Source organism: Pantoea jilinensis, assembly GCF_019104105.1.
In the GTDB taxonomy this organism is placed as follows: domain Bacteria; phylum Pseudomonadota; class Gammaproteobacteria; order Enterobacterales; family Enterobacteriaceae; genus Pantoea; species Pantoea eucalypti.
Map to the genome: position 1 here is coordinate 485609 of NZ_CP077746.1, position 26223 is coordinate 511831.

24 protein-coding genes are annotated in these 26223 nt (G+C 54.3%); 13 read left to right on the forward strand and 11 right to left on the reverse strand.

Annotated features, from left to right (window positions below; translation table 11 throughout):
• Positions 1–10 precede the first annotated feature (10 nt).
• The 7 genes from panF to msrP all read right to left on the reverse strand — a co-directional run bounded on the left by panF (position 11) and on the right by msrP (position 5903).
• Complete coding sequence (gene panF / locus KTJ90_RS02355) at positions 11–1456, reverse strand: sodium/pantothenate symporter (protein WP_003855236.1); 1446 nt, start codon at positions 1454–1456, stop codon at positions 11–13.
• The gene (locus tag KTJ90_RS02360) at positions 1446–1688 is read right to left on the reverse strand and encodes a YhdT family protein (protein ID WP_003855238.1); all 243 of its coding nucleotides are present in this window, start codon (positions 1686–1688) and stop codon (positions 1446–1448) included. The genes panF and KTJ90_RS02360 overlap by 11 nt, the downstream gene beginning before the upstream one ends.
• 71 nt (positions 1689–1759) lie before the next feature.
• Complete coding sequence (gene accC, locus KTJ90_RS02365; protein WP_003855240.1) at positions 1760–3109, reverse strand: acetyl-CoA carboxylase biotin carboxylase subunit; 1350 nt, start codon at positions 3107–3109, stop codon at positions 1760–1762.
• Positions 3110–3120: 11 nt separating this feature from the next.
• Positions 3121–3582, reverse strand: a complete 462-nt coding sequence (gene accB, locus KTJ90_RS02370; RefSeq protein ID WP_003855242.1) for an acetyl-CoA carboxylase biotin carboxyl carrier protein — start codon at positions 3580–3582, stop codon at positions 3121–3123.
• A gap of 25 nt (positions 3583–3607) precedes the next feature.
• Positions 3608–4060 (reverse strand): type II 3-dehydroquinate dehydratase, encoded by a 453-nt coding sequence (gene aroQ / locus KTJ90_RS02375; RefSeq protein ID WP_008925813.1) that lies wholly within the window; start codon positions 4058–4060, stop codon positions 3608–3610.
• Positions 4061–4292: 232 nt separating this feature from the next.
• Positions 4293–4898, reverse strand: a complete 606-nt coding sequence (gene msrQ / locus KTJ90_RS02380) for a protein-methionine-sulfoxide reductase heme-binding subunit MsrQ (RefSeq protein ID WP_476159129.1) — start codon at positions 4896–4898, stop codon at positions 4293–4295.
• Positions 4899–5903 (reverse strand): protein-methionine-sulfoxide reductase catalytic subunit MsrP, encoded by a 1005-nt coding sequence (gene msrP / locus KTJ90_RS02385; RefSeq protein ID WP_499025907.1) that lies wholly within the window; start codon positions 5901–5903, stop codon positions 4899–4901. It lies immediately after the preceding gene.
• Positions 5904–6187: 284 nt separating this feature from the next.
• Between msrP and csrD the strand changes: the two genes are divergently transcribed.
• From csrD to tldD, 8 genes are all read left to right on the forward strand, one after another.
• Positions 6188–8137: an RNase E specificity factor CsrD gene (gene csrD, locus KTJ90_RS02390; protein ID WP_003855254.1), complete on the forward strand. Its 1950-nt coding sequence runs from the start codon at positions 6188–6190 to the stop codon at positions 8135–8137.
• A gap of 309 nt (positions 8138–8446) precedes the next feature.
• Complete coding sequence (gene mreB / locus KTJ90_RS02395) at positions 8447–9490, forward strand: rod shape-determining protein MreB (RefSeq protein ID WP_003855260.1); 1044 nt, start codon at positions 8447–8449, stop codon at positions 9488–9490.
• Between the two features lie 148 nt (positions 9491–9638).
• Positions 9639–10658: a rod shape-determining protein MreC gene (gene mreC, locus KTJ90_RS02400; protein WP_003855263.1), complete on the forward strand. Its 1020-nt coding sequence runs from the start codon at positions 9639–9641 to the stop codon at positions 10656–10658.
• Positions 10655–11143: a rod shape-determining protein MreD gene (mreD, locus tag KTJ90_RS02405; protein WP_003855265.1), complete on the forward strand. Its 489-nt coding sequence runs from the start codon at positions 10655–10657 to the stop codon at positions 11141–11143. The genes mreC and mreD overlap by 4 nt, the downstream gene beginning before the upstream one ends.
• A gap of 8 nt (positions 11144–11151) precedes the next feature.
• Positions 11152–11745, forward strand: a complete 594-nt coding sequence (locus tag KTJ90_RS02410; protein WP_003855266.1) for a Maf family protein — start codon at positions 11152–11154, stop codon at positions 11743–11745.
• Positions 11735–13204: a ribonuclease G gene (rng, locus tag KTJ90_RS02415; protein WP_003855268.1), complete on the forward strand. Its 1470-nt coding sequence runs from the start codon at positions 11735–11737 to the stop codon at positions 13202–13204. The genes KTJ90_RS02410 and rng overlap by 11 nt, the downstream gene beginning before the upstream one ends.
• Positions 13205–13354: 150 nt before the next feature.
• Positions 13355–17194 carry a YhdP family protein gene (yhdP, locus tag KTJ90_RS02420; RefSeq protein WP_499025908.1) on the forward strand — a complete coding sequence of 1280 codons (3840 nt, stop codon included), beginning with the start codon at positions 13355–13357 and terminating at the stop codon, positions 17192–17194.
• 64 nt (positions 17195–17258) lie between these two features.
• Positions 17259–18704 (forward strand): metalloprotease TldD, encoded by a 1446-nt coding sequence (gene tldD / locus KTJ90_RS02425; RefSeq protein ID WP_003855272.1) that lies wholly within the window; start codon positions 17259–17261, stop codon positions 18702–18704.
• A 33-nt stretch (positions 18705–18737) separates the two neighbouring features.
• On the opposite strand, the gene aaeR is transcribed toward tldD, so the two are convergent.
• Complete coding sequence (aaeR, locus tag KTJ90_RS02430; protein ID WP_003855274.1) at positions 18738–19655, reverse strand: HTH-type transcriptional activator AaeR; 918 nt, start codon at positions 19653–19655, stop codon at positions 18738–18740.
• Between the two features lie 232 nt (positions 19656–19887).
• On the opposite strand from aaeR, the gene aaeX reads away from it, so the two are divergent.
• From aaeX to KTJ90_RS02455, 5 genes are all read left to right on the forward strand, one after another.
• Positions 19888–20091, forward strand: coding sequence for a p-hydroxybenzoic acid efflux pump operon protein AaeX (aaeX, locus tag KTJ90_RS02435; RefSeq protein ID WP_003855277.1), 204 nt, complete (start codon positions 19888–19890; stop codon positions 20089–20091).
• A 7-nt stretch (positions 20092–20098) separates the two neighbouring features.
• Positions 20099–21031, forward strand: a complete 933-nt coding sequence (gene aaeA, locus KTJ90_RS02440) for a p-hydroxybenzoic acid efflux pump subunit AaeA (RefSeq protein ID WP_499025909.1) — start codon at positions 20099–20101, stop codon at positions 21029–21031.
• A gap of 9 nt (positions 21032–21040) precedes the next feature.
• Positions 21041–22993 (forward strand): p-hydroxybenzoic acid efflux pump subunit AaeB, encoded by a 1953-nt coding sequence (gene aaeB, locus KTJ90_RS02445; protein ID WP_003855280.1) that lies wholly within the window; start codon positions 21041–21043, stop codon positions 22991–22993.
• A 113-nt stretch (positions 22994–23106) separates the two neighbouring features.
• The gene (locus KTJ90_RS02450) at positions 23107–24558 is read left to right on the forward strand and encodes an NAD-dependent succinate-semialdehyde dehydrogenase (protein ID WP_283543988.1); all 1452 of its coding nucleotides are present in this window, start codon (positions 23107–23109) and stop codon (positions 24556–24558) included.
• 58 nt (positions 24559–24616) lie between these two features.
• Entirely contained in the window at positions 24617–24886 is a 270-nt protein-coding gene (locus KTJ90_RS02455; RefSeq protein WP_003855285.1) for a barstar family protein, read from the forward strand.
• 65 nt (positions 24887–24951) lie between these two features.
• On the opposite strand, the gene yhcN (KTJ90_RS02460) is transcribed toward KTJ90_RS02455, so the two are convergent.
• The 3 genes from yhcN (KTJ90_RS02460) to yhcN (KTJ90_RS02470) form a co-directional block, all read right to left on the reverse strand.
• A complete protein-coding gene (gene yhcN, locus KTJ90_RS02460; protein ID WP_003855286.1) occupies positions 24952–25215 on the reverse strand; it encodes a peroxide/acid stress response protein YhcN in 264 nt (87 codons plus the stop codon).
• Between the two features lie 92 nt (positions 25216–25307).
• Entirely contained in the window at positions 25308–25574 is a 267-nt protein-coding gene (locus KTJ90_RS02465; RefSeq protein WP_003855289.1) for a YdgH/BhsA/McbA-like domain containing protein, read from the reverse strand.
• Positions 25575–25662: 88 nt separating this feature from the next.
• The gene (yhcN, locus tag KTJ90_RS02470) at positions 25663–25926 is read right to left on the reverse strand and encodes a peroxide/acid stress response protein YhcN (protein ID WP_337028877.1); all 264 of its coding nucleotides are present in this window, start codon (positions 25924–25926) and stop codon (positions 25663–25665) included.
• Between the last annotated feature and the right edge of the window lie 297 nt (positions 25927–26223).

Consider the following 26223-nt stretch of genomic DNA (forward strand, 5'->3'; position numbering starts at 1 on the left):
TCTCTTTCCGTCAGTGTTGCGGCGCGTCGACCGCTTGCGGCGCGCGTCCAAACAGGTTGCCCACTAAAAATGCCAGCAGGCTCAAAAGCAGTGAGGGCACGATGGGGTGAAAACCCAGTATCTGCAGGTTAAGGCTCGCCAGAAAAGCGTAGCAGCCTCCCCCCACCACCATGCCGGTGATGGCCCCAGCGGCATTAGCGCGCTCCCAGTAGAGGCCCAGAACCAGCGGCCACAGGAAAACCGCCTCAAGGCCGCCAAATGCCAGCAGGTTGAGCCAGATAATCATATCGGGTGGATTCCATGCCGCCATCAGCAGCAGGAGACCCAGTGCGAAGGTAATGGTGCCAGATAACAGTCGCAGCCGTGTCTCATTTTCCAGCTGTTGCGGTGCGACACGCAGATAGAGATCTTTAATCAGCGTGGCCGAGGCCTGTAACAGCTGGGCATTAATGGTCGACATGATCGCGGCCATCGGTGCTGCCAGAAACAATCCGGCGGCTAACGGAGGCAGTACGGTAATCATCAGGACAGGAATAACACTATCCGGCACAGTCAGGTTAGGCAGAATTGCCCGGCCCAGCGCACCGGCCAGATGCATTCCCAGCATCAGAATCACCACCACAATAGTGCCGAGAATAATGGCCCGATGTACGGCTTTGCTGTCTTTATATGAGATGCAGCGCACCGCAGTATGCGGCAGGCCAATCACGCCAAAGCAGACCAGCACGACAAACGAGCTGAGGAAGGTGGGTGTAATGATTTCGCCTGGCCCCTGCGGCGACAGCAGAGCAGGATCGATGTCATGCAGTTTCTGCACGGCCGTGCTCAGGCCGCCAGCCTGATGAATCACCGCGAACAGCAGCAGAAAGGTGCCAATCAGCATCACAATGCCTTGCATCGCGTCATTCAGCACGCTGGCACGGAATCCGCCGAACGCAGTGTAAAGCGCGATAGTGCCGCCAAAAATCAGCAGACCGGTGTCATAGGGGATACCTGCGGCGGTTTCAAGCAGCCGCGCCCCGCCAATAAACTGCACTGTCATGGCACCGATAAAGGCGATCAGCAGGCTCAGGCTCGCCAGCCAGATCAGCAGCGGGCTCTGATAGCGGGCGTAGAGCATGTCATTCAGCGTCACCGCATTATGCTTACGCGCCAGAATGGCAAACTTCTTCCCCAGCACACCTAACGACAGCCAGACGGCGGGCACCTGTACCATCGCCAGCAATACCCATCCCAGCCCATATTTATAGGCAGCACCGGGGCCACCAATAAACGAGCTGGCGCTGATATAGGTGGTAGTAAGCGTCATTGCCAGCACAAACCCGCCCATGGAGCGGCTGCCAAGGAAGTATTCCGTCAGGAAACTGCCTTCACGTCTTTTACGAACGGCAAATACCGACAGCGCGGCAATGACGACAAGATAAATCAGCAATGGCAGGATGATTTCACTGTTCACTTTTATCCTCCAGCGGCATGTCGCGGAAAATGACCCGCACCATCATCCAGCACAGGAAAATGAACAACAGGGGAGCAAACAGGCAGGAGAGTTCGAACCAGCGCGGCAGACCGGTGACACCGATTTCACTGCCACCCAGCCAGGCAGAGAGCCCCCAGGCCGCGAGCCAGAGCAGCGTGAGCCAGAGCGACCAGCGCGCCTCTTTATGAGCCTGTATAAAACGAGCGTCCATGATTCAACCTTAACGCCAGCGGAAAAAGAAAAAGGCCGGATTAACCGGCCTCTGACTACTCAGCGTTGCGATTACTTCTCGTGCAGGCCGAGTTTTTTCTCCAGATAGTGGATATTGGTTCCACCGTGCTGGAAGTTTTCGTCGGACATGATTTTCATCTGCAGTTCAACGTTGGTTTTGATACCGTCGATGATCAGTTCCGCCAGTGCATTTTTCATGCGGGCGATGGCCACGTCGCGTGATTCGCCGTAAGTGATCAGCTTACCGATCATGGAGTCGTAATAAGGCGGCACGGTATAGCCTGAATAAATATGCGACTCCCAGCGCACGCCAAAACCGCCTGGCGCGTGGAAGCGAGTAATTTTACCCGGGCTTGGCAGGAAGGTCACGGGATCTTCGGCGTTGATACGGCACTCGACCGCATGTCCGCGAATGATCACATCTTCCTGTTTGATCGACAACGGCTGGCCTGCGGCGATACGCAGCTGCTCTTTGATCAGATCAACACCGGTGATCATCTCGGTCACCGGATGTTCCACCTGAATACGGGTGTTCATCTCAATGAAGTAGAACTCACCGTTTTCATACAGGAACTCAAACGTACCTGCGCCACGATAGCCAATCTCAATACAGGCTTTAGCACAGCGATTGCCGATAAAGCGACGCTGTTCCTCAGTAATACCTGGGCCTGGCGCTTCTTCAACCACTTTCTGGTGACGACGCTGCATTGAGCAGTCACGTTCGCCCAGATAGATCGCGTTGCCCTGACCATCAGCCAGTACCTGAATCTCGATGTGGCGTGGATTCTCCAGATACTTCTCCATGTAAACCATGTCGTTGCTGAATGCCGCTTTGGCTTCCGCTTTCGTCATGTTGATGGATTGTTCCAGATCTTTGTCGCTGCGCACGACGCGCATACCACGACCGCCACCGCCGCCAGAGGCTTTGATGATGACCGGATAACCGATGCGCTTAGCAAAGGCACGGTTCTTGTCCATATCATCGGTCAGTGAACCGTCAGAACCCGGTACGGTTGGGACGCCTGCTTTCTTCATCGCATTGATCGCAGAGACTTTGTCGCCCATCAGGCGAATAGTATCTGCTTTCGGGCCGATAAAGATAAAGCCGGAGCGCTCAACCTGCTCGGCAAAATCGGCATTCTCAGAGAGGAAGCCGTAGCCTGGGTGAATCGCCACCGCGCCGGTAATCTCTGCAGCAGAGATCAGCGCCGGGATATTGAGGTAACTTTTAACTGACTGCGCCGGGCCGATGCAGACAGTTTCGTCTGCCAGCAGCACGTGCTTCAGGTCACGATCCGCGCTTGAGTGAACCGCGACAGTCTTAATGCCCAGCTCTTTACAGGCACGCAGAATGCGCAGTGCGATCTCACCACGGTTAGCAATAACAATTTTATCCAGCATGATCTGCCCCGTTACTCGATGATAACCAGTGGCTCGTCAAATTCGACCGGCTGACCGCTTTCAACCAGGATAGCTTTCACTACGCCTGACTTATCAGCTTCGATCTGGTTCATCATTTTCATGGCTTCGACGATGCACAAAGTATCGCCAGCATTCACTTTCTGGCCAACTTCCACAAAGGCTTTCGCATCCGGGCTCGGCGTACGGTAGAAGGTCCCTACCATCGGTGAACGCACGATGTGACCACTGATTTCAGCCGGTGCCGCTTCGGCAGCCGCTGCAACAGGGGCGACAGCTGTTGCCAGAGCAGGCTGTTGAACCGGCGCAGCGTAAGCCTGCTGCATCATCGGGTAACCCGTATTGACAGGGGCACGACTGATGCGAACGGACTCTTCACCTTCAGAGATTTCCAGCTCAGAAATGCCAGACTCTTCAACCAGTTCGATCAGTTTTTTAATTTTACGAATATCCATGAGTGGGGTTCCGTACTCAGTTTGATTAATGAGATTGAGACAGGCGTTTTACTGCCGTTTGTAAAGCCCATGTGTAGCCGTCAGCGCCAAGCCCACAGATCACGCCAGCAGAAACATCAGAAAGATAGGAGTGATGGCGGAAGGGCTCGCGGGCATGCACATTAGAGAGATGAACCTCGATAAACGGTATTTCTACCGCCAGCAGGGCATCACGTAATGCGACACTGGTATGGGTAAACGCGGCAGGATTAATGATGATGTAATCCACATTGCCTTTGGCCTCATGAATGCGATCAATCAGCTGAAATTCAGCATTGGTCTGCAGGTGGCTCAACTCCACATTCAGCTGGTCTGCCTGACGCGTCAAATCGTCCACGATCTGACTAAGCGTGGTATGACCATACTTCTCAGGCTCACGTGTTCCCAACAGATTAAGGTTGGGCCCGTTCAAAAGCAGAATATGTAATTTATGCGCCATCGTGCTGCCATCTCCCGCAATCATTGAGGCATCGCGTAAAATACCTTGCGAATCTTCATTTGTCACCTTTCGGGGCTAAAAAGAAGACCCGACGAGCAATAAAGCCGGGCATTATATCCGTTTCGTGTCATTTCGCAGCAAAATACTGGTCTTATCTGCGAAGATGATCGGATGTAGCCTGCGGGCCACATCTTTTATCAGAAAACGGCAGAGGAAAACAACGGGTGAAGCGCTAGCGGGACCACCATTTGAGAAATTTTTTGTAACGCCACGCTAACAGTATCGCAGCAAGAAGGGCATAGATAAGTGGCTGGGGTGACAGGATTTTCACCGACCAGATATAGTGAATCGGCACAAGGATCGCGACAAGATAGACCGCGTTGTGCAGGGTTTGCCAGCGCTTACCGAGTCTGCGCTGAGCGTGCTGGAAAGAGGTTACCGCCAGGGCCAGTAATATCAGCCAGCTGATAATACCCAGCGTCAGGTAGGGACGGGAGATCAGTTCGCTGCCCAGCAGACGCAGATTGTCCACGCCCAGCTCCAGCAGGTAATAGCTCAGCAGATGAAGGGACGCCCAGACAAAGGTCCATACGCCGAGCAGACGACGCGTGCGGATAAGAAGCGGCTGCCTGCCGTAACGTGCCAGCGGTGAAACCAGTAGCGTCCCCAGCAGCAGTTTCAGCGCCATGCGGCCGGTAAAATGCTGAATATCTTTTGCCGGATCCGCACTCAGTCCACCCTGCATTGCGGCCAGAATCAGATAAACCAGCGGCAACAGGGCCGCCAGATGCAGGATCACCTTGAGCCATGTGATCTGTTTTAGCGACAGGCGGACCACCTAGTAATTCTCCCGTAAATCCATGCCTCGGTAGAGTGACGCTACCTGTTCGGCATAACCGTTAAACAACAGCGTTGGCTGGCGTTCGACCTTCAGACTGCCGCCAAGGCCAATGAATCGCTCTGTCGCCTGCGACCAGCGAGGGTGATTAACATGGGGATTCACATTGGCATAAAAGCCATACTCGTCGGCAGCAATCTGATTCCAGGTCGTTGGCGGCTGTTTGTCGGTCAGCGTGATTTTCACAATCGACTTGATGCCTTTAAAACCATATTTCCACGGTACCGTCAGACGAATCGGTGCGCCATTTTGCGGCGGCAACGCTTTGCCATAGACACCGGTGGTCAGTATCGTCAGCGGGTGCATCGCTTCATCAATGCGTAAACCTTCTACATAGGGATAGTTGAGTCCGCCGCCAATAAAGCGATCTTTCTGGCCGGGCATCTGCTCCGGGTCGTACAACGTCTGGAAGGCGACAAAGCGCGCTTTGCTGGTGGGTTCCGCCAGCGAAAGAAGCTTATTCAGCTCGAAGCCTATCCAGGGCACGACCATCGACCAGGCCTCTACGCAGCGCATGCGATAGATTCGCTGTTCCATAGCAAACCGCTTAAAGATGTCATCCATGTCCAGCGTCACAGGCTTAGCCACTTCGCCATCAATGGTCAGCTTCCAGGGGGCAGTTTTTAGCGTACCTGCATTGGCAGCCGGATCGGCCTTATCCAGCCCGAACTCATAGAAGTTGTTGTAGCCAGAGACTTTATCCTCAGGTGTTAAGGTCAGATCGGCCTGATATTTCGCCGGTTTAGTAAAGTCCAGCGCCCGGCCAGCGGGCGCGGGTGGACGGTCATTACCTTTAAACCAACTGAGAATATCGGCATTCGCCACGCCCGGCATACCCATTGCCGCCGCGCTCAGTCCCAGCGTTTTCAGCACCTGGCGGCGCTTCAGGTTAAAAATGCTTTCCGGCGTTACGTCGGCTTCGGTCAGGTGGGATATGCGTTTCATTTGGCTTCTCCAGACAGGATGTCATCATCCAGCATGATGACTATCGCTGATATCAGCCAGTTTCGCTGTGAAAATGTGAAATTTCCTGGCTGAGCACGGCGATGAGAATGCACTGAAAGTTGCCGGGATTAACACCTGCGATGATATCCCGGGGATATACTTCGGCTTCATGCGTCCAGGCGCTGTCGGCAGGGGCAAATTATGCTATTTTGCTCGCGTTTTCGTCAGGCTAAGGGTACAAGGTCGGATGATCCGGTTATCACCGCAGTAATACAGGCACAGGGATGCGATTAACCACAAAATTATCTGCGTTTATTACCTTTTTAAGCTTGCTGGCAATGTCGTTGATGCTGGCTGGCTGCGCATTAAGTGTTTTCTGGTTCAGTCATCAGCGGGTTGAGCATCGGGCGCAGGTGCTGGCGACGGAGGTCGATCAGGCGATGTTCACTGAGTCGCCTGCAGCGTTGCACGGCTGGCTTACGCGTATGATGCCGATAATGAATGCTGAGCAGATTTCTCTTCACGACGGCAAACAGACTTTTCTCACTCTCTCCCGACACGAAAATCAGATGCTGGAAGACGAGCCCAATCGTTTTTTTCAGGTCGATGTGCCTTTAATGCATCAAACCGGATTACAGCTGCGGGTCGTTACCCTTGATCCTGCTAAAACCTGGCTACGTTCTATCACCGGAACTTACACGCTGGGCATTCTGTTTACCGTTGTGCTGGTGATGAGTCTGTTGTTGCTGATGATGCATCGCTGGCTCAGTCGGCAGTGGCGCGGCATGGAAAATTTTGAAGCACGGGCAGAGGCGATTATTAACGGTGAGCGTGGAATCATGCCAGACCGTGGTGCGGATGAGTGGCCTCCCAGGGCGAGCCGTGCCATGGATCTCTTGCTGGCGGATCTGCAGGAAGCGGGCGAACAGCGCCTGCGTATCGACACGCTAATCCGTACCTTTGCCGCACAGGACGGGCGTACCGGTCTTAATAACCGACTTTTCTTTGACAACCAGCTCGCGACTTTGCTGGAGGATCAGGAAAATGTCGGCACTCACGGTGTTGTGATGATGGTGCGTCTGCCCGATCTGGACACACTGAAAGACAGGCTGGAGCAGGGACTGGTTGAGGAGTACCTGTTTAATTTCGTCAACATGCTCTCTACTTTTGTGCTGCGCTACCCTGGCGCTTTACTGGCACGCTATTTCCGCAGTGATTTTGCCGTATTACTGCCGCATCGCAGCCTCAAAGAGGCTAACAGTATTGCTGATCAACTTATTAATGCTGTCGATTCTCTGCCGCCGATGCGCATGGTGAATCGTGATGATCTGATTCACATCGGTATCAGTGCCTGGCACAGCGGACAGACCGTGCCGCAGGTAATTGAAAATGCTGAAATGGCCACCCGACGAGCGGCACTGCTGGGCGGTAACAACTGGACTAACGGTGCTGGAAATCCTCAGGATGCCGGACGCGGAAGTGTGCGCTGGCGAACCTTGCTGGAGAACACACTCAGCCGGGGTGGCCCAAGGCTTTACCACAAACCCACCGTTAATATTGAAGGTAAAGTTCAGCATCGGGTGATGCTGACCCGCATCTTCGATGGAGATAAAGAGGTGCTGGCCGCAGAATATATGCCGCTGGTTCAGCAACTGGGGATGGCTGATGCCTGGGATCGCCAACTGATGACCCGCATTGCCGCACTCTCAGAACTCTGGCCGGAAGAGACGCTGGTCATCCCGGTGACAATAACCTCGCTCCTGCAGCGTCCATTTGTCGTCTGGCTACAGAATATGCTGTTGCAGTGTCCGAAAGCACAAAGAAAACGATTTTTATTTGAACTTGCCGAGGCAGATGTATGTCAACACATCAACCGTTTAGCGCCAGTATTCCGCGCACTTAAAGCCTTTGGCTGCCGGGTTGCCGTCAATCAGGCGGGTCTGACTGTGGTCAGCAGCGCCTATATACGACAGCTGCCGCTGGAACTGATCAAGCTTGATGCGGGTCTGGTCCGTAATATTGAGCGGCGAACAGAAAACCAGCTGTTTGTGCAGAGCCTGCTTGAAGTCTGTAAATGTACTGGCATTCAGGTGTTTGCAACGGGTGTTCGTACAAAGGCGGAGTGGCAGACATTAGTGGCGCTGGGTGTCGCCGGCGGACAGGGAGACTTTTTTGCCTCTTCGCTTCCGGTAAACAGTAACGTGAAGAAATATTCTCAACGTTACCGTATTTAATGAATTGCCGTCGTAACAACGACAATTTGCGGTTTTTTTAATGTTTAGCCGCATCTGAATCCCTGACCTTGCTGCCGGAAATGTTAGATTTTATGTCGGGCATGGCGCAGGGAAAAGCGGGAAAAGCAGTGCTGATGGCGTCTGGTCGGCATTCTGCTGTTGCAGATCGTCGGTTCAGATGACTTAAACGCAATCAGGCGTCTTTTTTCACCGAAGCAGAACGTTTTTGCGCCTTGTGGCAGCTTCGTGTGGTTGGTAAAGTAAGCGGATTTTATTTTCCGCCCCCAGCTTGCAGGATTATCCCTTAGTATGTTTAAAAAATTTCGTGGCATGTTTTCCAACGACTTGTCCATTGACCTGGGTACCGCGAATACCCTGATTTACGTAAAAGGACAGGGCATCGTGCTGAACGAGCCTTCCGTGGTCGCTATTCGACAGGACCGTGCCGGTTCGCCGAAAAGTGTCGCGGCCGTGGGTCATGACGCCAAACAGATGCTCGGCCGTACGCCAGGCAATATCGCAGCTATCCGTCCGATGAAAGATGGCGTTATCGCTGACTTCTTCGTGACCGAAAAAATGCTGCAACACTTCATCAAGCAGGTTCACAGCAACAGCTTTATGCGTCCCAGCCCACGTGTGCTGGTCTGCGTGCCCGTTGGCGCAACCCAGGTAGAACGCCGTGCGATTCGTGAATCGGCTCAGGGCGCAGGCGCGCGTGAAGTCTTTCTGATTGAAGAACCGATGGCTGCGGCGATTGGTGCAGGTCTGCCCGTTTCTGAAGCAACCGGTTCAATGGTCGTCGACATTGGTGGTGGTACAACAGAAGTGGCCGTGATCTCCCTGAACGGTGTGGTCTACTCCTCATCAGTCCGTATTGGTGGTGATCGCTTCGATGAAGCTATTATTAATTATGTGCGTCGTAACTACGGTTCACTGATTGGCGAAGCGACCGCAGAACGCATCAAGCATGAGATCGGTTCAGCGTACCCGGGCGATGAAGTCCGCGAAATTGAAGTCCGTGGTCGTAACCTGGCAGAGGGTGTACCGCGCGGCTTTACGCTAAACTCCAACGAAATTCTGGAAGCGCTGCAGGAGCCATTAACCGGCATCGTTAGCGCGGTGATGGTTGCCCTTGAGCAGTGTCCGCCTGAGCTGGCTTCAGATATCTCGGAACGTGGCATGGTGCTGACCGGTGGTGGTGCATTACTGCGTAACCTGGATCGCCTGCTGATGGAAGAGACGGGCATTCCGGTGGTGGTTGCTGAAGATCCGCTGACCTGTGTGGCTCGCGGTGGCGGCAAGGCGCTGGAAATGATCGACATGCATGGCGGCGATTTGTTCAGCGAAGAATAATTGCCTCAACCGGCTGAGAACGCAATGATCATGCGAGGGAGTGGCATGTGAACCGGCGATATCTGTGCCGGTACAGTGCGTTCAGCCCAGGGAAGCACGGTTTTTTGCCGTCGCTTCCTCTCCTGTTGTCGAGGATCACGCAGATTATATGAAGCCGATTTTTAGCAGGGGGCCTTCCCTGCAGTTGCGTCTTTTTCTGGCGGTAATTGTGGCGATTGCCATTATTATTGCCGACAGCCGTGTGGGTTCTTTTACCCAAATACGCAACTATCTGGATACGTCGGTCAGTCCGTTTTACTTCCTGGCCAATGGACCACGTCAGCTGTTGGATGGCGTGTCCGAGTCGCTGGCATCGCGTCAGCAACTGGAGCAGGAAAACAAAGCGTTACGTCGTGAACTCTTCCTGAAAAACAGTAACCTGCTAATGCTGGGGCAATATAAGCAGGAAAACGCACGTCTGCGTGAACTGCTGGGTTCACCGCTGCGTCAGGATGAGCAAAAGATGGTGACGCAGGTGATCTCCACCGGCACCGATCCTTACACCGACCAGGTTGTGATCGACAAAGGCAGCGTTAACGGTGTCTATGAAGGTCAGCCGGTCATCAGCGACAAAGGTGTGGTGGGTCAGGTCATCGCGGTCGGACAACTCACCAGCCGTGTTCTGCTGATCTGTGATGCATCTCATGCCCTGCCGATTCAGGTGCTGCGTAATGACATTCGTGTGATTGCCGCCGGCAACGGCTGTAATGAAGATCTTCAGCTTGAGCATCTGCCGGGTAATACTGACATTCGTGTCGGCGATGTGCTGGTGACGTCTGGCATTGGTGGTCGTTTCCCTGAAGGTTATCCGGTGGGTGTGGTTTCCTCTGTGAAAGTGGACACCCAGCGCGCTTACACGGTGATTCAGGCCCATCCGACCGCCGGTCTGCAGCGTCTGCGTTACCTGCTGTTGCTGTGGGGCGCTGACCGCAATGGCGATATGCCACTGCCGCAGGATGAAGTGCACCGCGTTGCGAACGAGCGTCTGATGCAGATGATGCCGCAGGTTTTACCGCCTGCCGGTGAAATGGGCCCGCCAGCGCCAGCCGCTCAGATGGGACCGCCTGCTCCGTCTGCCAGCAGCAGCGGACAGAGCAACTCCTCGCGTTCACGCGGGGGCCAGCCTTGAGTCGATATCGTAGCCAGGGACGCTGGGTCATCTGGCTCTCTTTCCTGGTTGCGTTAGTCCTGCAAATCATGCCGTGGCCGGAAGAGATTTATATGTTCCGGCCCTCATGGCTGCTACTGATCCTCATCTATTGGGTTCTCGCTCTGCCACATCGGGTCAATGTCGGTACTGGATTTGTGCTGGGTGCCATCATGGATCTGGTTGCCGGATCGACGCTTGGCGTGCGTGCGCTGGCGCTCAGTATCATCGCCTACCTGATTGCCTTTAAGTTCCAGTTATTCCGCAACTTAGCGTTGTGGCAGCAAGCGTTAATGGTTATGGTGCTGTCACTGGCGATGGATGTGATTGTCTTCTGGGCAGAGTTCCTGGTAATCAACGTTTCATTCCGACCTGAAATTTTCTGGAGCAGTGTCGTCGACGGTATTCTCTGGCCCTGGCTATTCTTATTAATGAGAAAAATTCGTCGTCAGTTCGCTGTTCAATAAGGAAATTTATGGTAACCCTTTATCTTGCTTCCGGTTCACCGCGTCGTCGTGAGCTGTTAACTCAACTTGGCCTGACATTTGAGCGCATCGTGACTGACGTTGAAGAGCAACGTCAGCCAAATGAAGCGGCGGAAATTTATGTCCGCCGTCTGGCAAACGACAAAGCGCAGGCAGGTGTCAGACTGGCCGCGCAGGATCTGCCGGTGCTGGGCGCGGATACCATCGTGGTGCTGAATGGCGACGTGCTGGAAAAACCACGCGATGCCGCCCATGCCCACGCGATGCTGCGCAAACTCTCGGGCCATACACATCAGGTGATGACGGCGGTAGCGCTGGCCGACAGCCAGCAGGCGCTGGATTGCGTTGTGACCACTGATGTGACATTCCGCACCTTAACGGAGACCGACATCGACGACTATATCGCTACCGGCGAACCGATGGATAAAGCGGGTGCATACGGTATTCAGGGCAGGGGAGGAAACTTTGTCCGAAAAATTAATGGAAGCTACCATGCAGTGGTCGGATTACCTCTGGTTGAGACAGCGGAGCTGATCAGCCATTTCCAGTCACTGCGTGCTGTAAGAGGTCAACATGACGGCTGAATTACTGGTTAACGTCACGCCTTCTGAAACGCGTGTTGCCTATATTGACGGCGGCATCCTTCAGGAAATACATATTGAGCGTGAAGCGCGGCGCGGCATTGTTGGCAATATTTACAAAGGACGTGTCAGTCGTGTTCTGCCCGGCATGCAGGCCGCCTTTGTCGATATCGGTCTGGAAAAAGCGGCCTTTCTGCACGCCTCTGACATCATGCCGCATACTGAATGTGTGGCGGGCGACGAAAAGAAAAACTTCATCGTGCGTGATATCGCTGAGCTGGTGCGTCAGGGACAGGATCTGGTGGTTCAGGTCGTCAAGGATCCACTGGGTACTAAAGGTGCCCGGCTGACGACGGACATTACCCTGCCTTCGCGTTACCTGGTCTTTATGCCGGGCGCATCGCATGTTGGTGTCTCTCAGCGCATTGAGAGTGAGAAAGAGCGCGATCGGCTTAAAGCGGTGGTGGCTGACTACTGCGACGACCTCGGTGGCTTTATCATCCGCACCGCCGCAGAGGGAATTGGAGAAGAGGAGCTGGCGCAGGACGCGGCTTTTCTCAAACGTCTCTGGACCAAAGTCAGCGAACGTAAAAAGCGCAACCAGACCCGCTGCCTGCTTTACGGCGAGCTGGCGCTGGCCCAGCGTATTCTGCGTGATTTTGCCGGCGCTGCGCTGGATCGCATCCGGGTCGACTCCCGTCTGACCTGCGACATGCTGGTGGAATTTACCGGTGAATATATCCCGGAAATGGCCGGCAAGCTGGAGCTTTACAACGGTAAACAGCCTATTTTCGACCTGTTTGATGTCGAAAATGAGATTCAGCGTTCGCTGGATCGCAAAGTTGAACTAAAGTCAGGCGGATATCTGATCATCGATCAGACCGAAGCGATGACGACTATCGATATCAACACCGGTGCGTTTGTCGGCCATCGCAATCTGGATGAGACGATCTTTAATACCAATGTTGAGGCCACTCAGGCGATCGCGCGTCAGCTGCGACTGCGTAATCTGGGAGGCATTATCATTATCGACTTCATTGACATGAGCAATGAAGACCACCGGCGCCGGGTACTGCATTCGCTGGAAAGCGCACTCAGTAAAGATCGGGTTAAAACCGGTATCAATGGGTTCTCGGCGTTGGGTCTGGTGGAAATGACGCGTAAGCGTACCCGTGAAAGCATTGAGCACGTTCTATGTCAGGATTGCCCGGTCTGCAAAGGGCGCGGCACGCTGAAAACCGTTGAAACAGTTTGCTATGAGATCATGCGTGAAATTGTCCGGGTTCACCACGCCTATGATTCTGACCGTTTCCTGGTCTATGTTTCACCGACGGTCGGTGAAGCGTTAAAAACCGACGAGTCTCATGCACTGGCTGAAGTTGAAATCTTTGTCGGCAAGCAGGTCAAAGTCCATGTCGAAGCGCTTTACACTCAGGAGCAGTTCGACGTGGTGATGATGTAACACCAGTCCAAATACCGGTTTCTTCGGAAATCGGGCTGAAAAATCGCCCTTGTTTGAGATAAAATGCGCGCTTTTAACGCTTTCATCTGAAGACGGTCGGGTATTAAGAACCAACTATCCGTCGTTTACGGAACACAAGGAGAGGCGTGCGTGAGGCAGTTGCCGAGGATTTTGTTACTGCTGGTCGCGGCAATCATCGTGATTGTCGCGCTGCTGGTCAGCGGATTGCGTCTGGTGATGCCGCATCTCGACAGCTATCGCAGCAACCTTCTGCAATTCATCTCTGACCGCACAGGTGTGCCGGTTAACGCCAGCCAGTTAGAGGGCAAGTGGGAGAACTTTGGCCCGACTCTGCAGGTACGCGATCTCAACGTTGATCTTAATGAGAACGGTAAACTCTCGATCAATCGCATCAACCTGGCGCTCGACGTCTGGCAATCCCTGCTGCACTGGCGCTGGCAGTTTCGCGATCTGACCTTCTGGCAGCTGCACCTCGAGACTAATCGTCCTTTACTCGACAACGACAAAGAGAAAAACAGCTTCCGTCCGGCGCAGATTAATGAACTCTTTCTGCGTCAGTTTGACCACTTCGACCTGCGGGATAGCACCATCCGTTTCCGCACCCCTTCCGGCCAGCATGCTGAACTGGCGATTCCGCGACTCTCCTGGGTCAACGAAGACAACCGCCACCGGGCCGAGGGTGAAGTCAGTCTGTCGAGCTTTACCGGCCAGCACGGCGTAGTTCAGGTGCGGCTCGATCTCAATGACAGCAACGGCGTACTCAATGATGGTCGCATCTGGATGCAGGCCGACGACGTCGACATGCGTCCATGGCTGGGCCGCTGGGTGCGCGATAACACCCGCCTGGACAGCGCCCGCTTCAGCCTGGCAGCCTGGGTCAACCTGCGTGATGGCGACATTTATGCCGGTGATCTGCTGCTGCGCAAGGGGGGCGCCAGCTGGCAGGGCGAGACCGGCCGACACCGCATAGACGTCGATGGGCTGACCGCGCATTTGTCACGCTTCCAGAATGGCTGGGTCGTCAATGTGCCGCACACGCGGCTCAGCACTGACGGCCAGTCATGGCCCGCCGGCCACTTCTCTCTGTTATGGCGTCCTGAGGATAAACAGCTGCTGGGGCCGGACGGTCAGCCGGAAGTACGTGTTCGCGCGACACAACTGGTATTGAGCCATATTGCACCTATCGTTCCGCTGTTTGCGCCGCTCTCTCCGGCGCTGTTTGAAAACTGGCAGACGCTGCAGCCACAAGGCACCGTCGATGGCCTGGCGCTGGATATTCCCTTACAGCAGCCTGAAAAAACCCGCGTCCAGGTAAAGTGGCGTGATTTCAGCTGGCAGCACTGGAAATTGTTGCCGGGCATCAGCCATTTAAGCGGTGAAGCACGCGGCAGCCTGAGCAATGGTCAGGTCAGTGTAGATATGGGGGCGGCAACCGTTCCCTATGGCGATATGTTCCAGGCCCCTTTAGAGATTAAGCGCGTGACCGGTGCGGTGCGGTGGCTGCGTGATGAACATGGCCTCACGCTGGCGGGTGAAAACCTTGACCTGCAGGCTCGCTCGCTCTGGGCACGTGGGGATTTCAGCTATCAGCAGAATAGCGGTGGTGAACCCCGTCTGGATATTCTGGCCGGTATCCGGCTTACCGATGCGGGCGATGCCTGGCGCTACTTCCCGGTACCGCTGATGGGTAATAGCCTGACGCACTATCTGAGTGGGGCAGTGAAGGGTGGCAGGGTGGACAATGCCACGCTGCTGTTTGCAGGTAACCCGGCGCTGTTCCCGTTCAAGCACAATGATGGCATGTTCCAGGTCTGGGTGCCGCTTCGCCAGGCGACCTATGCGTTTCAGCCCAAATGGCCGGCGTTGAGCAATCTCGATATTGACCTTAACTTCCTGAACGACGGTCTGTGGATGAAAGCACCCATTGCCCGACTGGGCGAGGTGGACGCGCATAATGTCACGGCGGTGATCCCGGACTATCTTAAAGAAAAACTGATCATCGACGGGGATATCAGCGGCGAAGGTCCGCAGATCGCTGACTATTTCGATCAGACGCCGCTGAAACCTTCATTGGGTGCCGCGCTGTCGGAGCTGGAAATCAAAGGCCGCGTCGGTGGCCATCTGAATCTGGATATTCCATTGGATGGCCAGCAGGTGCACGCCCGCGGCAATGTCGATCTGAACAATAATTCACTGTTTATCAAGCCGTTAAAAACCACGATAAACAACCTTTCAGGCCGCTTCCGTTACGACAATGGCAATCTGGAGAGTGAGGATCTGCGGGCAAACTGGTTTGGTCAGCCGATGGGCGTCCGTTTCAGCACCAAAGAGAACCCGGACGACTTTGGCGTGAACGTCAAACTTCAGGGCGACTGGCAACCCACTAAAATCAGCGAGGTCCCGGCAGCTGTCAGTAAGCAATTGGGCGGGCATCTCCCCTGGCAGGGCGACGTGAATATCACGCTGCCCCATCATGGCGGGGCGCGTTATGACGTGGTACTGAACGGTAATGCCAAAGAAGTAAGTAGTCACTTACCTGCACCGCTCGATAAAAATGCCGGTGAGGCAATGCCGATTGCCATTCAGGCCAGCGGTGACCTGAACCATTTCGATCTCAGTGGCAGCATAGATGAAGACCACCGTTTTAACAGCCGCTGGTTGCTGGAGCCGACGTTGCGTGTTGACCGCGGCATCTGGCTGAATGATGCCCGGAAAACGCCGGCTCTGCCCGATCATGCTGGCATGGTGCTGAACCTGCCTGCGCTGGATGGCGAGGCCTGGGTGGCGATGATGGCTGCCGGAGGTTCTTCCGGGACACGTGCATCAGGCGGCGGTAGCGATTTCCAGACGGGTGGCGTCACGCTGCCGGGTAACATCACGCTGCGCAGTCCGGCAGTCACGCTGGCCGGGCAGCAATGGCATGATGTTGAGGCGACGCTGGCGCAGGGTTCAGGCGGCAATAGCCAGGTCAGCGTCAATGCGAAAGAGTTGCGTGGTGCGCTGCTAATGGCACCTAAAGCGCCGTGGCAAGTGAACCTGGATTACCTCTACTACAATCCGCAGTGGGGTAATGATGCAGGTGATGCCGATAAAGGCGGCAAAGCGTCTCCTCAGCAAGCCAAAAACATTAATTTCAGCCAGTGGCCCGCTCTGCAATTACGCTGTAAAGAATGCTGGGTGCTCGGCCAGAAATATGGTCAGGTATCCGCGGCGCTGCAACCTGAAGGAGATAAGTTAGCGCTTACTAATGGTAAAGTGGATACCGGCAGTTCGCAGCTTAAAATTAACGGTGAGTGGATTAACCGTCCCGATGACCAGCGTACCTCTCTGAAGGGGACGCTTAAAGGCCCGAATATCAATAACGCGACCAACTGGTTTGGTGTCAACACGCCGCTGCGCGATGCGCCATTTGATATTTCTTACGACCTGCACTGGCGCTCTGCCCCCTGGCAGCCCTCCGCAGAGACGCTGAGCGGTACCCTGAAGACCCACTTTGGCAAAGGCCAGATTGCGGATGTCAACACAGGCACAGCGGGAAAAATCCTGCGACTGGTGAGCTTTGATGCGCTGCTGCGCAAGCTGCGCTTCGACTTCAGCGACACCTTTACCAACTCGTTCTATTTCGATTCGATTAACGGCACCGCCTGGATCGAAAACGGCAGGATGCGCACCGATAACCTGCTGGTGGATGGGCTGGAAGCCGATATCGCCATGCAGGGCAATCTCGACCTGGTAAAACGTCAGATTGACATGGAAGCGGTGGTGGCGCCGGAAATATCCGCTTCAGTCGGCGTGGCAACCGCCTTTGCCATCAATCCGGTGATTGGTGCCGCGGTGTTTGCCGCCAGTAAAGTTCTGGGACCCCTTTGGAACAAGATATCGCTGCTGCGTTATCACATCAGTGGCCCACTGGATAAGCCGGAAATCAATGAAGTACTGCGTAAACCGCGTGAAACTGACAACAAGTGAATTTGACGCCGTACCGGAATTACCGCAGGCTATGATTATCTGAGCACATAATGAGTGAGAAACGATGACTCTGAACCTGGTAAGTGAGCAGTTACTGACTGCTAACGGCATTAATCAGCAGGACCTATTTTCCCTGTTAGGGCAGCTTTCAGAACGTCGTCTGGATTATGCCGATCTCTATTTTCAATCCAGCTTTCACGAATCCTGGGTGCTGGAAGATAAAATTATTAAAGATGGCTCATACCATATCGATCAGGGTGTGGGCGTTCGCGCGGTCAGCGGGGAGAAAACCGGCTTCGCCTATGCAGACCAGATCACCCTGAATGCACTGCGTCTCTCCTCTGAAGCGGCACGTAGCATCGTACGTGAACAGGGAAATGGCAAGGCACACACGCTCTCTGCCGTAATGAACCGTTCGCTCTATTCTGCGGTCGATCCGCTGAGCAGCCTGACACGTGAAGATAAAATTGCCCTGCTGCATCGCGTTGATAAAGTGGCCCGTGCGGCTGATCCGCGCGTGCAGGAAGTCAATGCCAGCCTGACCGGTGTTTACGAACAGGTGCTGGTGGCCGCGACTGACGGCACACTGGCGGCTGACGTTCGTCCGCTGGTTCGCCTCTCTATCAGCGTTCAGGTTGAAGATCAGGGCAAGCGTGAACGCGGCGCAAGCGGCGGCGGTGCGCGTACCGGTTATACGTTCTTCCTTGCAGATGAAAATGGCGAAGTGCGCGCTGATGCCTGGGCGCGTGAAGCGGTGCGCATGGCGTTGGTTAATCTCTCTGCTGTAGCGGCACCTGCCGGCGCATTGCCGGTGGTGCTGGGTGCGGGCTGGCCTGGCGTCCTGTTGCATGAAGCAGTTGGTCACGGTCTGGAAGGCGACTTTAACCGCCGTGGCACCTCAGTGTTCAGCGGTAAAATCGGTCAGCAGGTTGCGTCTGAACTCTGTACCGTGGTGGATGACGGCACCCTTGAAGGGCTGCGCGGTTCACTGGCGGTGGATGATGAAGGCGTTCCCGGCCAGTACAACATGCTGATTGAGAATGGTGTGCTGAAAGGCTACATGCAGGACAAGCTCAATGCGCGACTGATGGGCGTCAGCCCGACCGGTAACGGACGCCGTGAATCCTACGCCCATCTGCCGATGCCGCGCATGACCAACACCTACATGCTGGCAGGCAAATCATCACCGCAGGATATTATTGAAAGCGTTGAGTACGGCATCTATGCGCCAAACTTTGGGGGCGGTCAGGTGGATATCACCTCCGGCAAATTTGTCTTCTCAACCTCAGAGGCTTATCTGATTGAGAACGGCAAAATCACCAAACCGGTCAAAGGTGCCACGCTGATTGGCTCCGGCATTGAAGCGATGCAGCAGATCTCGATGGTGGGTAACGACCTGGCGCTGGATAAAGGCGTGGGCGTCTGCGGTAAAGAGGGCCAGAGCCTGCCGGTCGGTGTCGGTCAGCCTACGCTGAAGCTGGATAAACTGACCATCGGCGGCACCGCCTGATGTGACCTCAACAACCCGCCACCTGGCGGGTTGTTAGCTTTTACGGTGCTGCTGATACTGTTCAGCCACCTGTTCAAAATAGCCGGTCAGGTAATCAATACAAACCTGCACCTTAAGCGGCAACTTATCTTTCTCGGTATAGAGCGCGTAGACCGGTCGCGGATCGGACTGATACTGCGGAAAAAGAATATCGATCTCGCCCGCGTTGATCTCATTAATCACCCACATCATTGGCACATAGGCGATGCCATTGCCCGACTTCAGCCAGCGGATTAGCGTCAGTGAATCATTCGTCACGAACCGTCCCTGCGGTGACAGGCGGGTCACCAGGCCTTCCGGCGCAATCAGCTCGAAATTGTTGTCGGGCCGTACGCTATATTCCAGCCAGGAAAAATTATCGATGTCAGCTGGTTTCTCGGGCGTGCCATGCTGCGTCAGATAGCTTTTTGCAGCGCACACCACCATTGGCATGGCACCAAGACGACGTGAAAAGAGGCTGGAGTCTTTTAGTGCGCCCACCCGAATCACCAGATCCAGACCATCCGCAATCAAATCCGGCGCCGGTACACCGGTAACCAGATTCACACTCAGTCCCGGGTACTCCCGCAGCATGTCGCTGGTCATGCCGGCTAACACATTCTGCGCCATGGTTGAGGAGCTGCCGATTCGCAGCTCGCCAATGGGCGTGTTGTTAAACGCGTAGAGCTGCTCGTGCACCTGCGTCGCTTCGGCCAGCATACGGCGACAACCCTGATAATAGATTTTACCCGCTTCGGTCAGCCCGATACTGCGGGTGCTGCGATTCAGCAGCTTAACCTGCAATGCATCTTCCAGTTTCGCGACAATCTGGCTAATTGATGAGACGCTAAGATGAAGCTGGCGTGCCGCGGCGGTAAACGAACCCAGTTCGACCACTCTGGCGAAGACAGACATGCCTTTCAGTCGTTCCATTATTTACTCTGGCTTAAAAGTGATTTAGATCACATTCTGTAGAAAACGTATAGTCAGGCGCGTTACTATATGCGCGCCGGGGTATTTCCCGGTGATTCTTCATTGCCTGATACCCTTCGATGATACGCTATTATTAAGCCAGCTGCGGTTCGGATAGCGCTGCCAGATGGTTTTCCCGCGAAATCTGAAAAGGCAAAGGAGTATCCCGGCAAGGTCGAACTAAGGATTTTTGATGAGTGTGCTTCCGGTATTTGTCATGTTTGGGCTCTCTTTTCCGCCCGTTTTCATCGAACTTATTATTTCACTGATGCTGTTCTGGTTAGTGAAACGTGTGCTCACGCCGAGCGGTATCTACGATCTTGTCTGGCATCCGGCACTTTTTAATACAGCGCTTTACTGCTGTGTGTTTTACCTTGTCTCCCGTTTATTAGTCTGAGGTTGAAGTGAAAGCACTCATAAGAAAAATCGCGCGCTACGCGATCACTATTCTGCTGGTCATCATCGCTGTGGTAATCATTTTCCGCGCCTGGGTGTTCTACACCGAATCGCCCTGGACCCGGGATGCACGTTTCGCGGCAGACGTGGTGGCGATTTCGCCTGACGTCACCGGCCTCATTACCGATGTTCCTGTACACGACAATCAGCTGGTTAAAAAGGGCGATACGCTGTTTGTGGTTGATCGGCCGCGCTATCAGAAAGCGCTTGATCAGGCACAGGCGGATGTTGAGTACTATCAGGCGCTGGTGAGTGAGAAACGTCGCGAAGCCGGGCGCCGAAATCAGCTTGGTACCTCCGCGATGTCGCGCGAGGCTATCGAGCAATCCAATAACGATCTGCAAACCAGCGAGCATCAGCTGGCGAAATCGGTGGCAACACGCGATCTGGCGGCGATTGACCTTGAACGCACCACTGTAAAAGCGCCATCGGACGGCTGGGTCACTAACCTTAATGTCTACCAGGGTGAGTTTATTACCCGCGGTTCTGTGGCAGTAGCGCTGGTTCAGCAGCACTCCTTCTATGTACTGGCTTACCTGGAAGAGACCAAACTGCACGGTGTTGAGAAGGGTTACCGCGCGGAAGTTACGCCGCTTGGCAGCAACATTGTATTGCGTGGCACGGTCGATAGTGTGGCGGCTGGCGTGACCAATAGCAGCAGCTCGGTCGACAGTAAAGGCATGGCAACAGTGGACTCCAACCTGGAGTGGGTCCGTTTGGCGCAGCGTGTGCCTGTGCGAATTCGGCTGGATGACCAGCCAAGTAATCGCTTCCCGGCAGGAACCACGGCAACGGTGGTGATAACGGGCCAGGTCGATCGTCAGCCTGAACAGGTGTCACCGATGATCCGACTGTTTAATCGCCTGCGTGAGTTTGGTTAAGAGGGCGATATGATCCAGTTTCTGCGTTTCCCGGTAAAACTCACCTTTGCGCTGGTATTAGCGCTGATGGTGGGGTTCCACCTGAACCTTGAAACGCCACGCTGGGCAGTAATGACCGCCGGGATCGTGGCGGGCGGCACCGCGTTTGCGGCCGGTGGCGATCCCTATTCCGGGGCGCTGCGTTATCGCGGTGTTTTGCGTATTATCGGGACATTCATTGGGTGTATTGCCGCGCTGACCATCATGATTGCCACCGTTCGTGCGCCGGTCGTGATGCTGCTGCTGTGCTGCATCTGGGCAGGGCTCTGCGTCTGGCTCTCGTCGCTGATCAAAGTTGAAAACTCTTACGCACTGGGACTGGCGGGCTACACGGCGCTCATTATTGTGGTCACGGCCAACGCCAGCGGCGGTCTGACACTGGTACCGCAATACGCCGTTGAGCGTTGCAGTGAAATCGTTCTCGGTATTTTGTGTGCCATTCTGGCCGACATGATCTTCTCGCCACGTTCAATCAAAAAAGTGATCGACGCCGAAGTGGATTCGCTGCTGGTGGCGCATTATCACCTGCTGCAACTCTGCGTCGCACATGGTGATAAAGAAGAGGTCGACAAAGCATGGGGAGCCCTGGTGCGTCGCACTTCAGCCCTGAACAGCATGCGCAGCCAGCTGATGATGGAGTCTTCACGCTGGAAGAACAGTCACCGCCGTTTGCAGATGCTGAACACGTTGTCGCTGACGCTGATTACGCAGGCTGCTGAAACCTTCCTCATTCAGAATTCTCGCCCTGACTACATTCCGCCTCAATATCGTTTGATGGTTGAAAAGCCCGCGTCGACGGTTGAAGAGGTGCACAAGCGGATGAAAGTGATGCGGCGGGTGATCGGTGCCAGTGGCAAATCGACGCCGGTCACGCTGGCCAGTTGGGTTAGCACTGCCACCGAATATCTCCTGCTGCTCAATGGTATTAAAAGCAACAGCCGAATCACCTCGCTGGAAGAGGAGATTTTACAGCGGGAAGTGGTGATTCAGGCGCGTTCCGCTGAAACACATCATGCCATGATCAATGGTATTCGTACCTTTGTTGCCACCGCGCTGGGTTCACTGTTCTGGCTTTATACCGGCTGGACCTCAGGCAGTGGCTGTATGGTAATGCTGGCAGTAATCACCGCACTGGCAATGCGTATGCCTAATCCACTGATGATGGCCAAAGATTTTCTCTATGGCATGACAGTCGCGGTTCCGCTGGGCGGGCTCTACTTTATGTATGTTCTCCCTGCTACTCAGCAGAGCGCATTGCTGCTCTGTATCGCAATTGGCGTGCTGGGCTTTATCGCTGGCATCTTTATCCAGCGGCGTCAGATCGGCACGCTGGGCGCGTTAATTGGTACCCTCAACGTCGTGGTTCTTGATAATCCGATGCAATTTCACACCAATGTCTTTCTGGACAACGTGCTCGGACAGGTTATCGGCTGCTTTGTGGCGATGATGGTGATCCTGTTAATTCGTGATAAATCAAAGGCGCGTACCGGACGCAAGCTGCTGAATCGCTTTATGTATGCGGCCGTCTCCGCCATGACCACCAATCAGGCGCGGCGACGTGAAAACCATTTGCCAGCGCTCTATCAGCAACTGTTTTTGCTGCTGAATCTGTTTCCAGGCGATATCAATAAATATCGCATCGCGCTGACACTGATCATTGGCCATCAGCGCTTACGTGATGCAGACGTGCCGGTTAACGCAGACCTCTCTGCGTATCACCGACAACTGCGTTACACCGCAGATCGGGTGATCTCCGCCAGCAGCGACGACAAGCGCCGTTACTACTTTGAGCGTCTGCTGAAGGAGCTGGATGTCTATCAGGAGAAACTGGTCCATTACGATGCACCCGTCAGCGTAACAGAACCCGTAAAACGACTGGCGATGATGCTGGATAAGTATCAGAACACGCTCATCCAAATCTGAAACTGGCCGCTGTCACCTGCAGCGGCCGGCGCAATCCCCGCCCGACACAAAATCTGTCGCTTTTGCCAACTATACTCTTCAGACGGAAGCGTAAAACTGACAGGAGCGAATCAATGAAATCACTGCAAGAGAGCGAACTGTTCCGGACCGGCTATTTAGCGGACGGTCAGTGGCATCAGGCTGCCTCCACTTTTGACGTCACTAACCCGGCAACCGGTGAGGTGATTGCGCAGGTTGCAAAAGCAGGGAAAGCTGAAACGGAACAGGCAATCGCCGCCGCAGAACGTGCCTTTCCTGCCTGGCGGGCGAAGACCGCGAAAGAGCGCGCTGACATTCTCACTCGCTGGTATCAGTTGATCATTGAGAATAAGCGCTGGCTTGGTCAGCTAATGACGACCGAACAAGGCAAGCCCCTGAAAGAGGCGGAAGGGGAAGTCGAGTATGCCGCCAGTTTTATCCAGTGGTTTGCCGAGCAGGCGAAACGAGCTAACGGAGAGATCATTCCACCCGCAAAACCAGGCTCCCGTATTCTGGCCACCCGCGAGCCGATTGGCGTAGTGGCTGCCATCACGCCGTGGAATTTCCCGATGGCAATGCTGACGCGCAAACTGGGCCCGGCTCTGGCAGCAGGCTGTACCGGCATTATCAAACCCGCCAACAACACGCCACTTTCCGCCTTTGCCTTGCTGGCACTGGCGAAGCAGGCAGGCGTGCCAGATGGCGTACTGAACGCGGTCGCGGGTGATACTCATGCTATCAGCGATGCAATCATGGCCAGCAAAGGGGTGCGCAAAATCTCGTTTACCGGCTCTACCCAGGTGGGCAAGCTGCTGATGCGCAATGCTGCCGAAACCATGAAAAAAGTATCGATGGAGCTTGGCGGGAATGCCCCTTATATCGTGTTCGACGATGCCGACATTGAGGCTGCCGTTCAGGGTGCGATTGCCAACAAATTTCGCAATGCGGGCCAGGTGTGCGTCAGCGTTAATCGCTTTTACATTCACAACGCCGTCTATGACCGCTTCACACAACAACTGGCCGCCGAAGTGAACGCGCTGAAGGTGGGCAACGGGATGGAAGAGGGCGTCATTGTCGGCCCCTTAATTGAAGCATCAGCAGTGGAGAAGGTTGAGCAACACGTTAAAGACGCGGTAGTGAAAGGTGGCAAATTACTGGCGGGCGGCGAACGTCATGCACTGGGCGGCAACTTCTGGCAGCCGACCGTAATTACCGAGGCACACGAAGGTATGCAACTCGCCCAGGAAGAGACGTTTGGTCCGGTGGCCGCCTGTTTCCGCTTTGATGACGAAGAGGATGTCATCCGCCGGGCCAACGATACGCCGTTTGGTCTTGCCGCTTACTTTTACACTCAAAATCTGCAACGGGTGTTCCGTGTTTCAGCGGCGCTGGAAAGTGGCATGATCGGTATTAATGAATGTGCTGTTTCAACCGAGCTGGCACCCTTTGGTGGTGTTAAAGAGTCGGGTCTGGGTCGGGAAGGCTCGGTACTTGGCATGGAGGAGTATCTGGAGGTCAAAGCGCTGCATCTGGGCGGTTTGGACTAGCGGACATGAACGGGGGGCGGCAAAGGCCGCCCGCAGACGGAGCATGGGAGCCGTCAGCATGAAAATCGAGCGTTTTGATTTTAATGAAATTGTCGATCAGGCCCATTTTTTCCGCCAGTTCAGCGAGCGTTTTACGCTGGAGGAACGCCGCATCTGCGACCTGGATGGATTATGGGATGTCGTGACGAGCGATCTGTTACCCATGCCACTGGAGATTGAATTTATAAATCTCGGCAGGGGACAGCGGCGTCGCTATGGTGCGCTGATTCTGTTATTTGATGAAGCGGAAGAGGAGCTGGAAGGCAGGCTGCACTTTAACGTCAGATAACACGTCAGATAAAAAAAGGCCCCGGCGAGCGGGGCCAAAGGGTTCGTCATAAATCTGACGAGGAATTACTTATAAAGCTGTGCGGTGATGTGGTAGTTATCACCCGTGCGCGCTTCAATGACTTTATAGGCGCTGGCACCTTGTTCATCCGCTTTCTGTGAAAGCGCTGCACGGTAATCCATTGGTGCACCCGCGGTTCCACTGATGCTTACGGTGCCCGCAGGCTGCAGGTTCTGCGTCTGATCGCCGGTTACCAGCTGCGCAGCAGATGCGCCGAACGCCATAACGGAAAGCAGACTGACTGTAGCGATGGTTGTTTTGATATTCATGATTATCTCCTCAATACAATCAACAACCTGCGGTTACTCATAAAGGCGGGTCGTCGATATTTTCATGCGCCTTCAGGCGCCATCACGGTTAATTATTTATAAAGCTCAGCGGTGACATGCCAGGTGTTATCCTGGTTGTTTTCGATGATGCGATAGTGGCTTGCACCCTGTGCGTCCGCTTTCTCAGACAGGACCTGACGGACATGCGTCTGGTCACCGTTGCGTCCACCAATACTGATGGTCTGATTCATTGATTGCAGGCCCTGTGCCTGCTCATTGGACACCAGGCTTGCAGCACTGGCACCTACTGAGAACAGTGAAGCCAGACTCAGTGCGGCAATCGCTAATTTCGTTTTCATGGTCAAATCTCCTGAATTATTTGCTTCAGCTCTCCGGAGCGCAAAGGGCGCGTCAGACGGAGAGCCACTGGCATTATCGGGCTAGGCCTTAGTTATAGAGTGCGGCGGTAGCGTGATAATTGCCGTTGTTGTAAGCCTCAATCACGCGATAGGCTTTTGCGCCCTGCTGATCGGCTTTGTCACTGAGTTGCTGCTTGATATCCATCGGTGAACCGGCAACGCCGCTGACACTGATAGTGCCGACAGCCTGCAGATCCTGTGCCTGAGAGGCATCGATAGATTCTGCGGCAACTGTACCAAATGAAAGGGCAGAGAGAATGCTCAGGGCAGCGATGGTAGTTTTTACGTTCATAGATATTTCCTCGTCGTCTATTTTTATCTTTTTAGTTAGTGTGATTTGCATCACGAAAAGAAGTATAGAACTAATAACGACAGAAATTAATACCCCGCTAATAATGTTTTTTTGTGATTCTTTATCCTTATGGCTACTTTTAATAACTTAACGTTATAAAAACGGGTTAAAAAGTAGCCTTTGAGGGTTTTATAATCACAAAAACAGTGAGATAGATCACTTTAACGTTTAGTGCGAAAGTTGGCGGGGATTGGACTGGAGTTTGATCTGGATCCGGGCAATGTTACCGGATCGGTG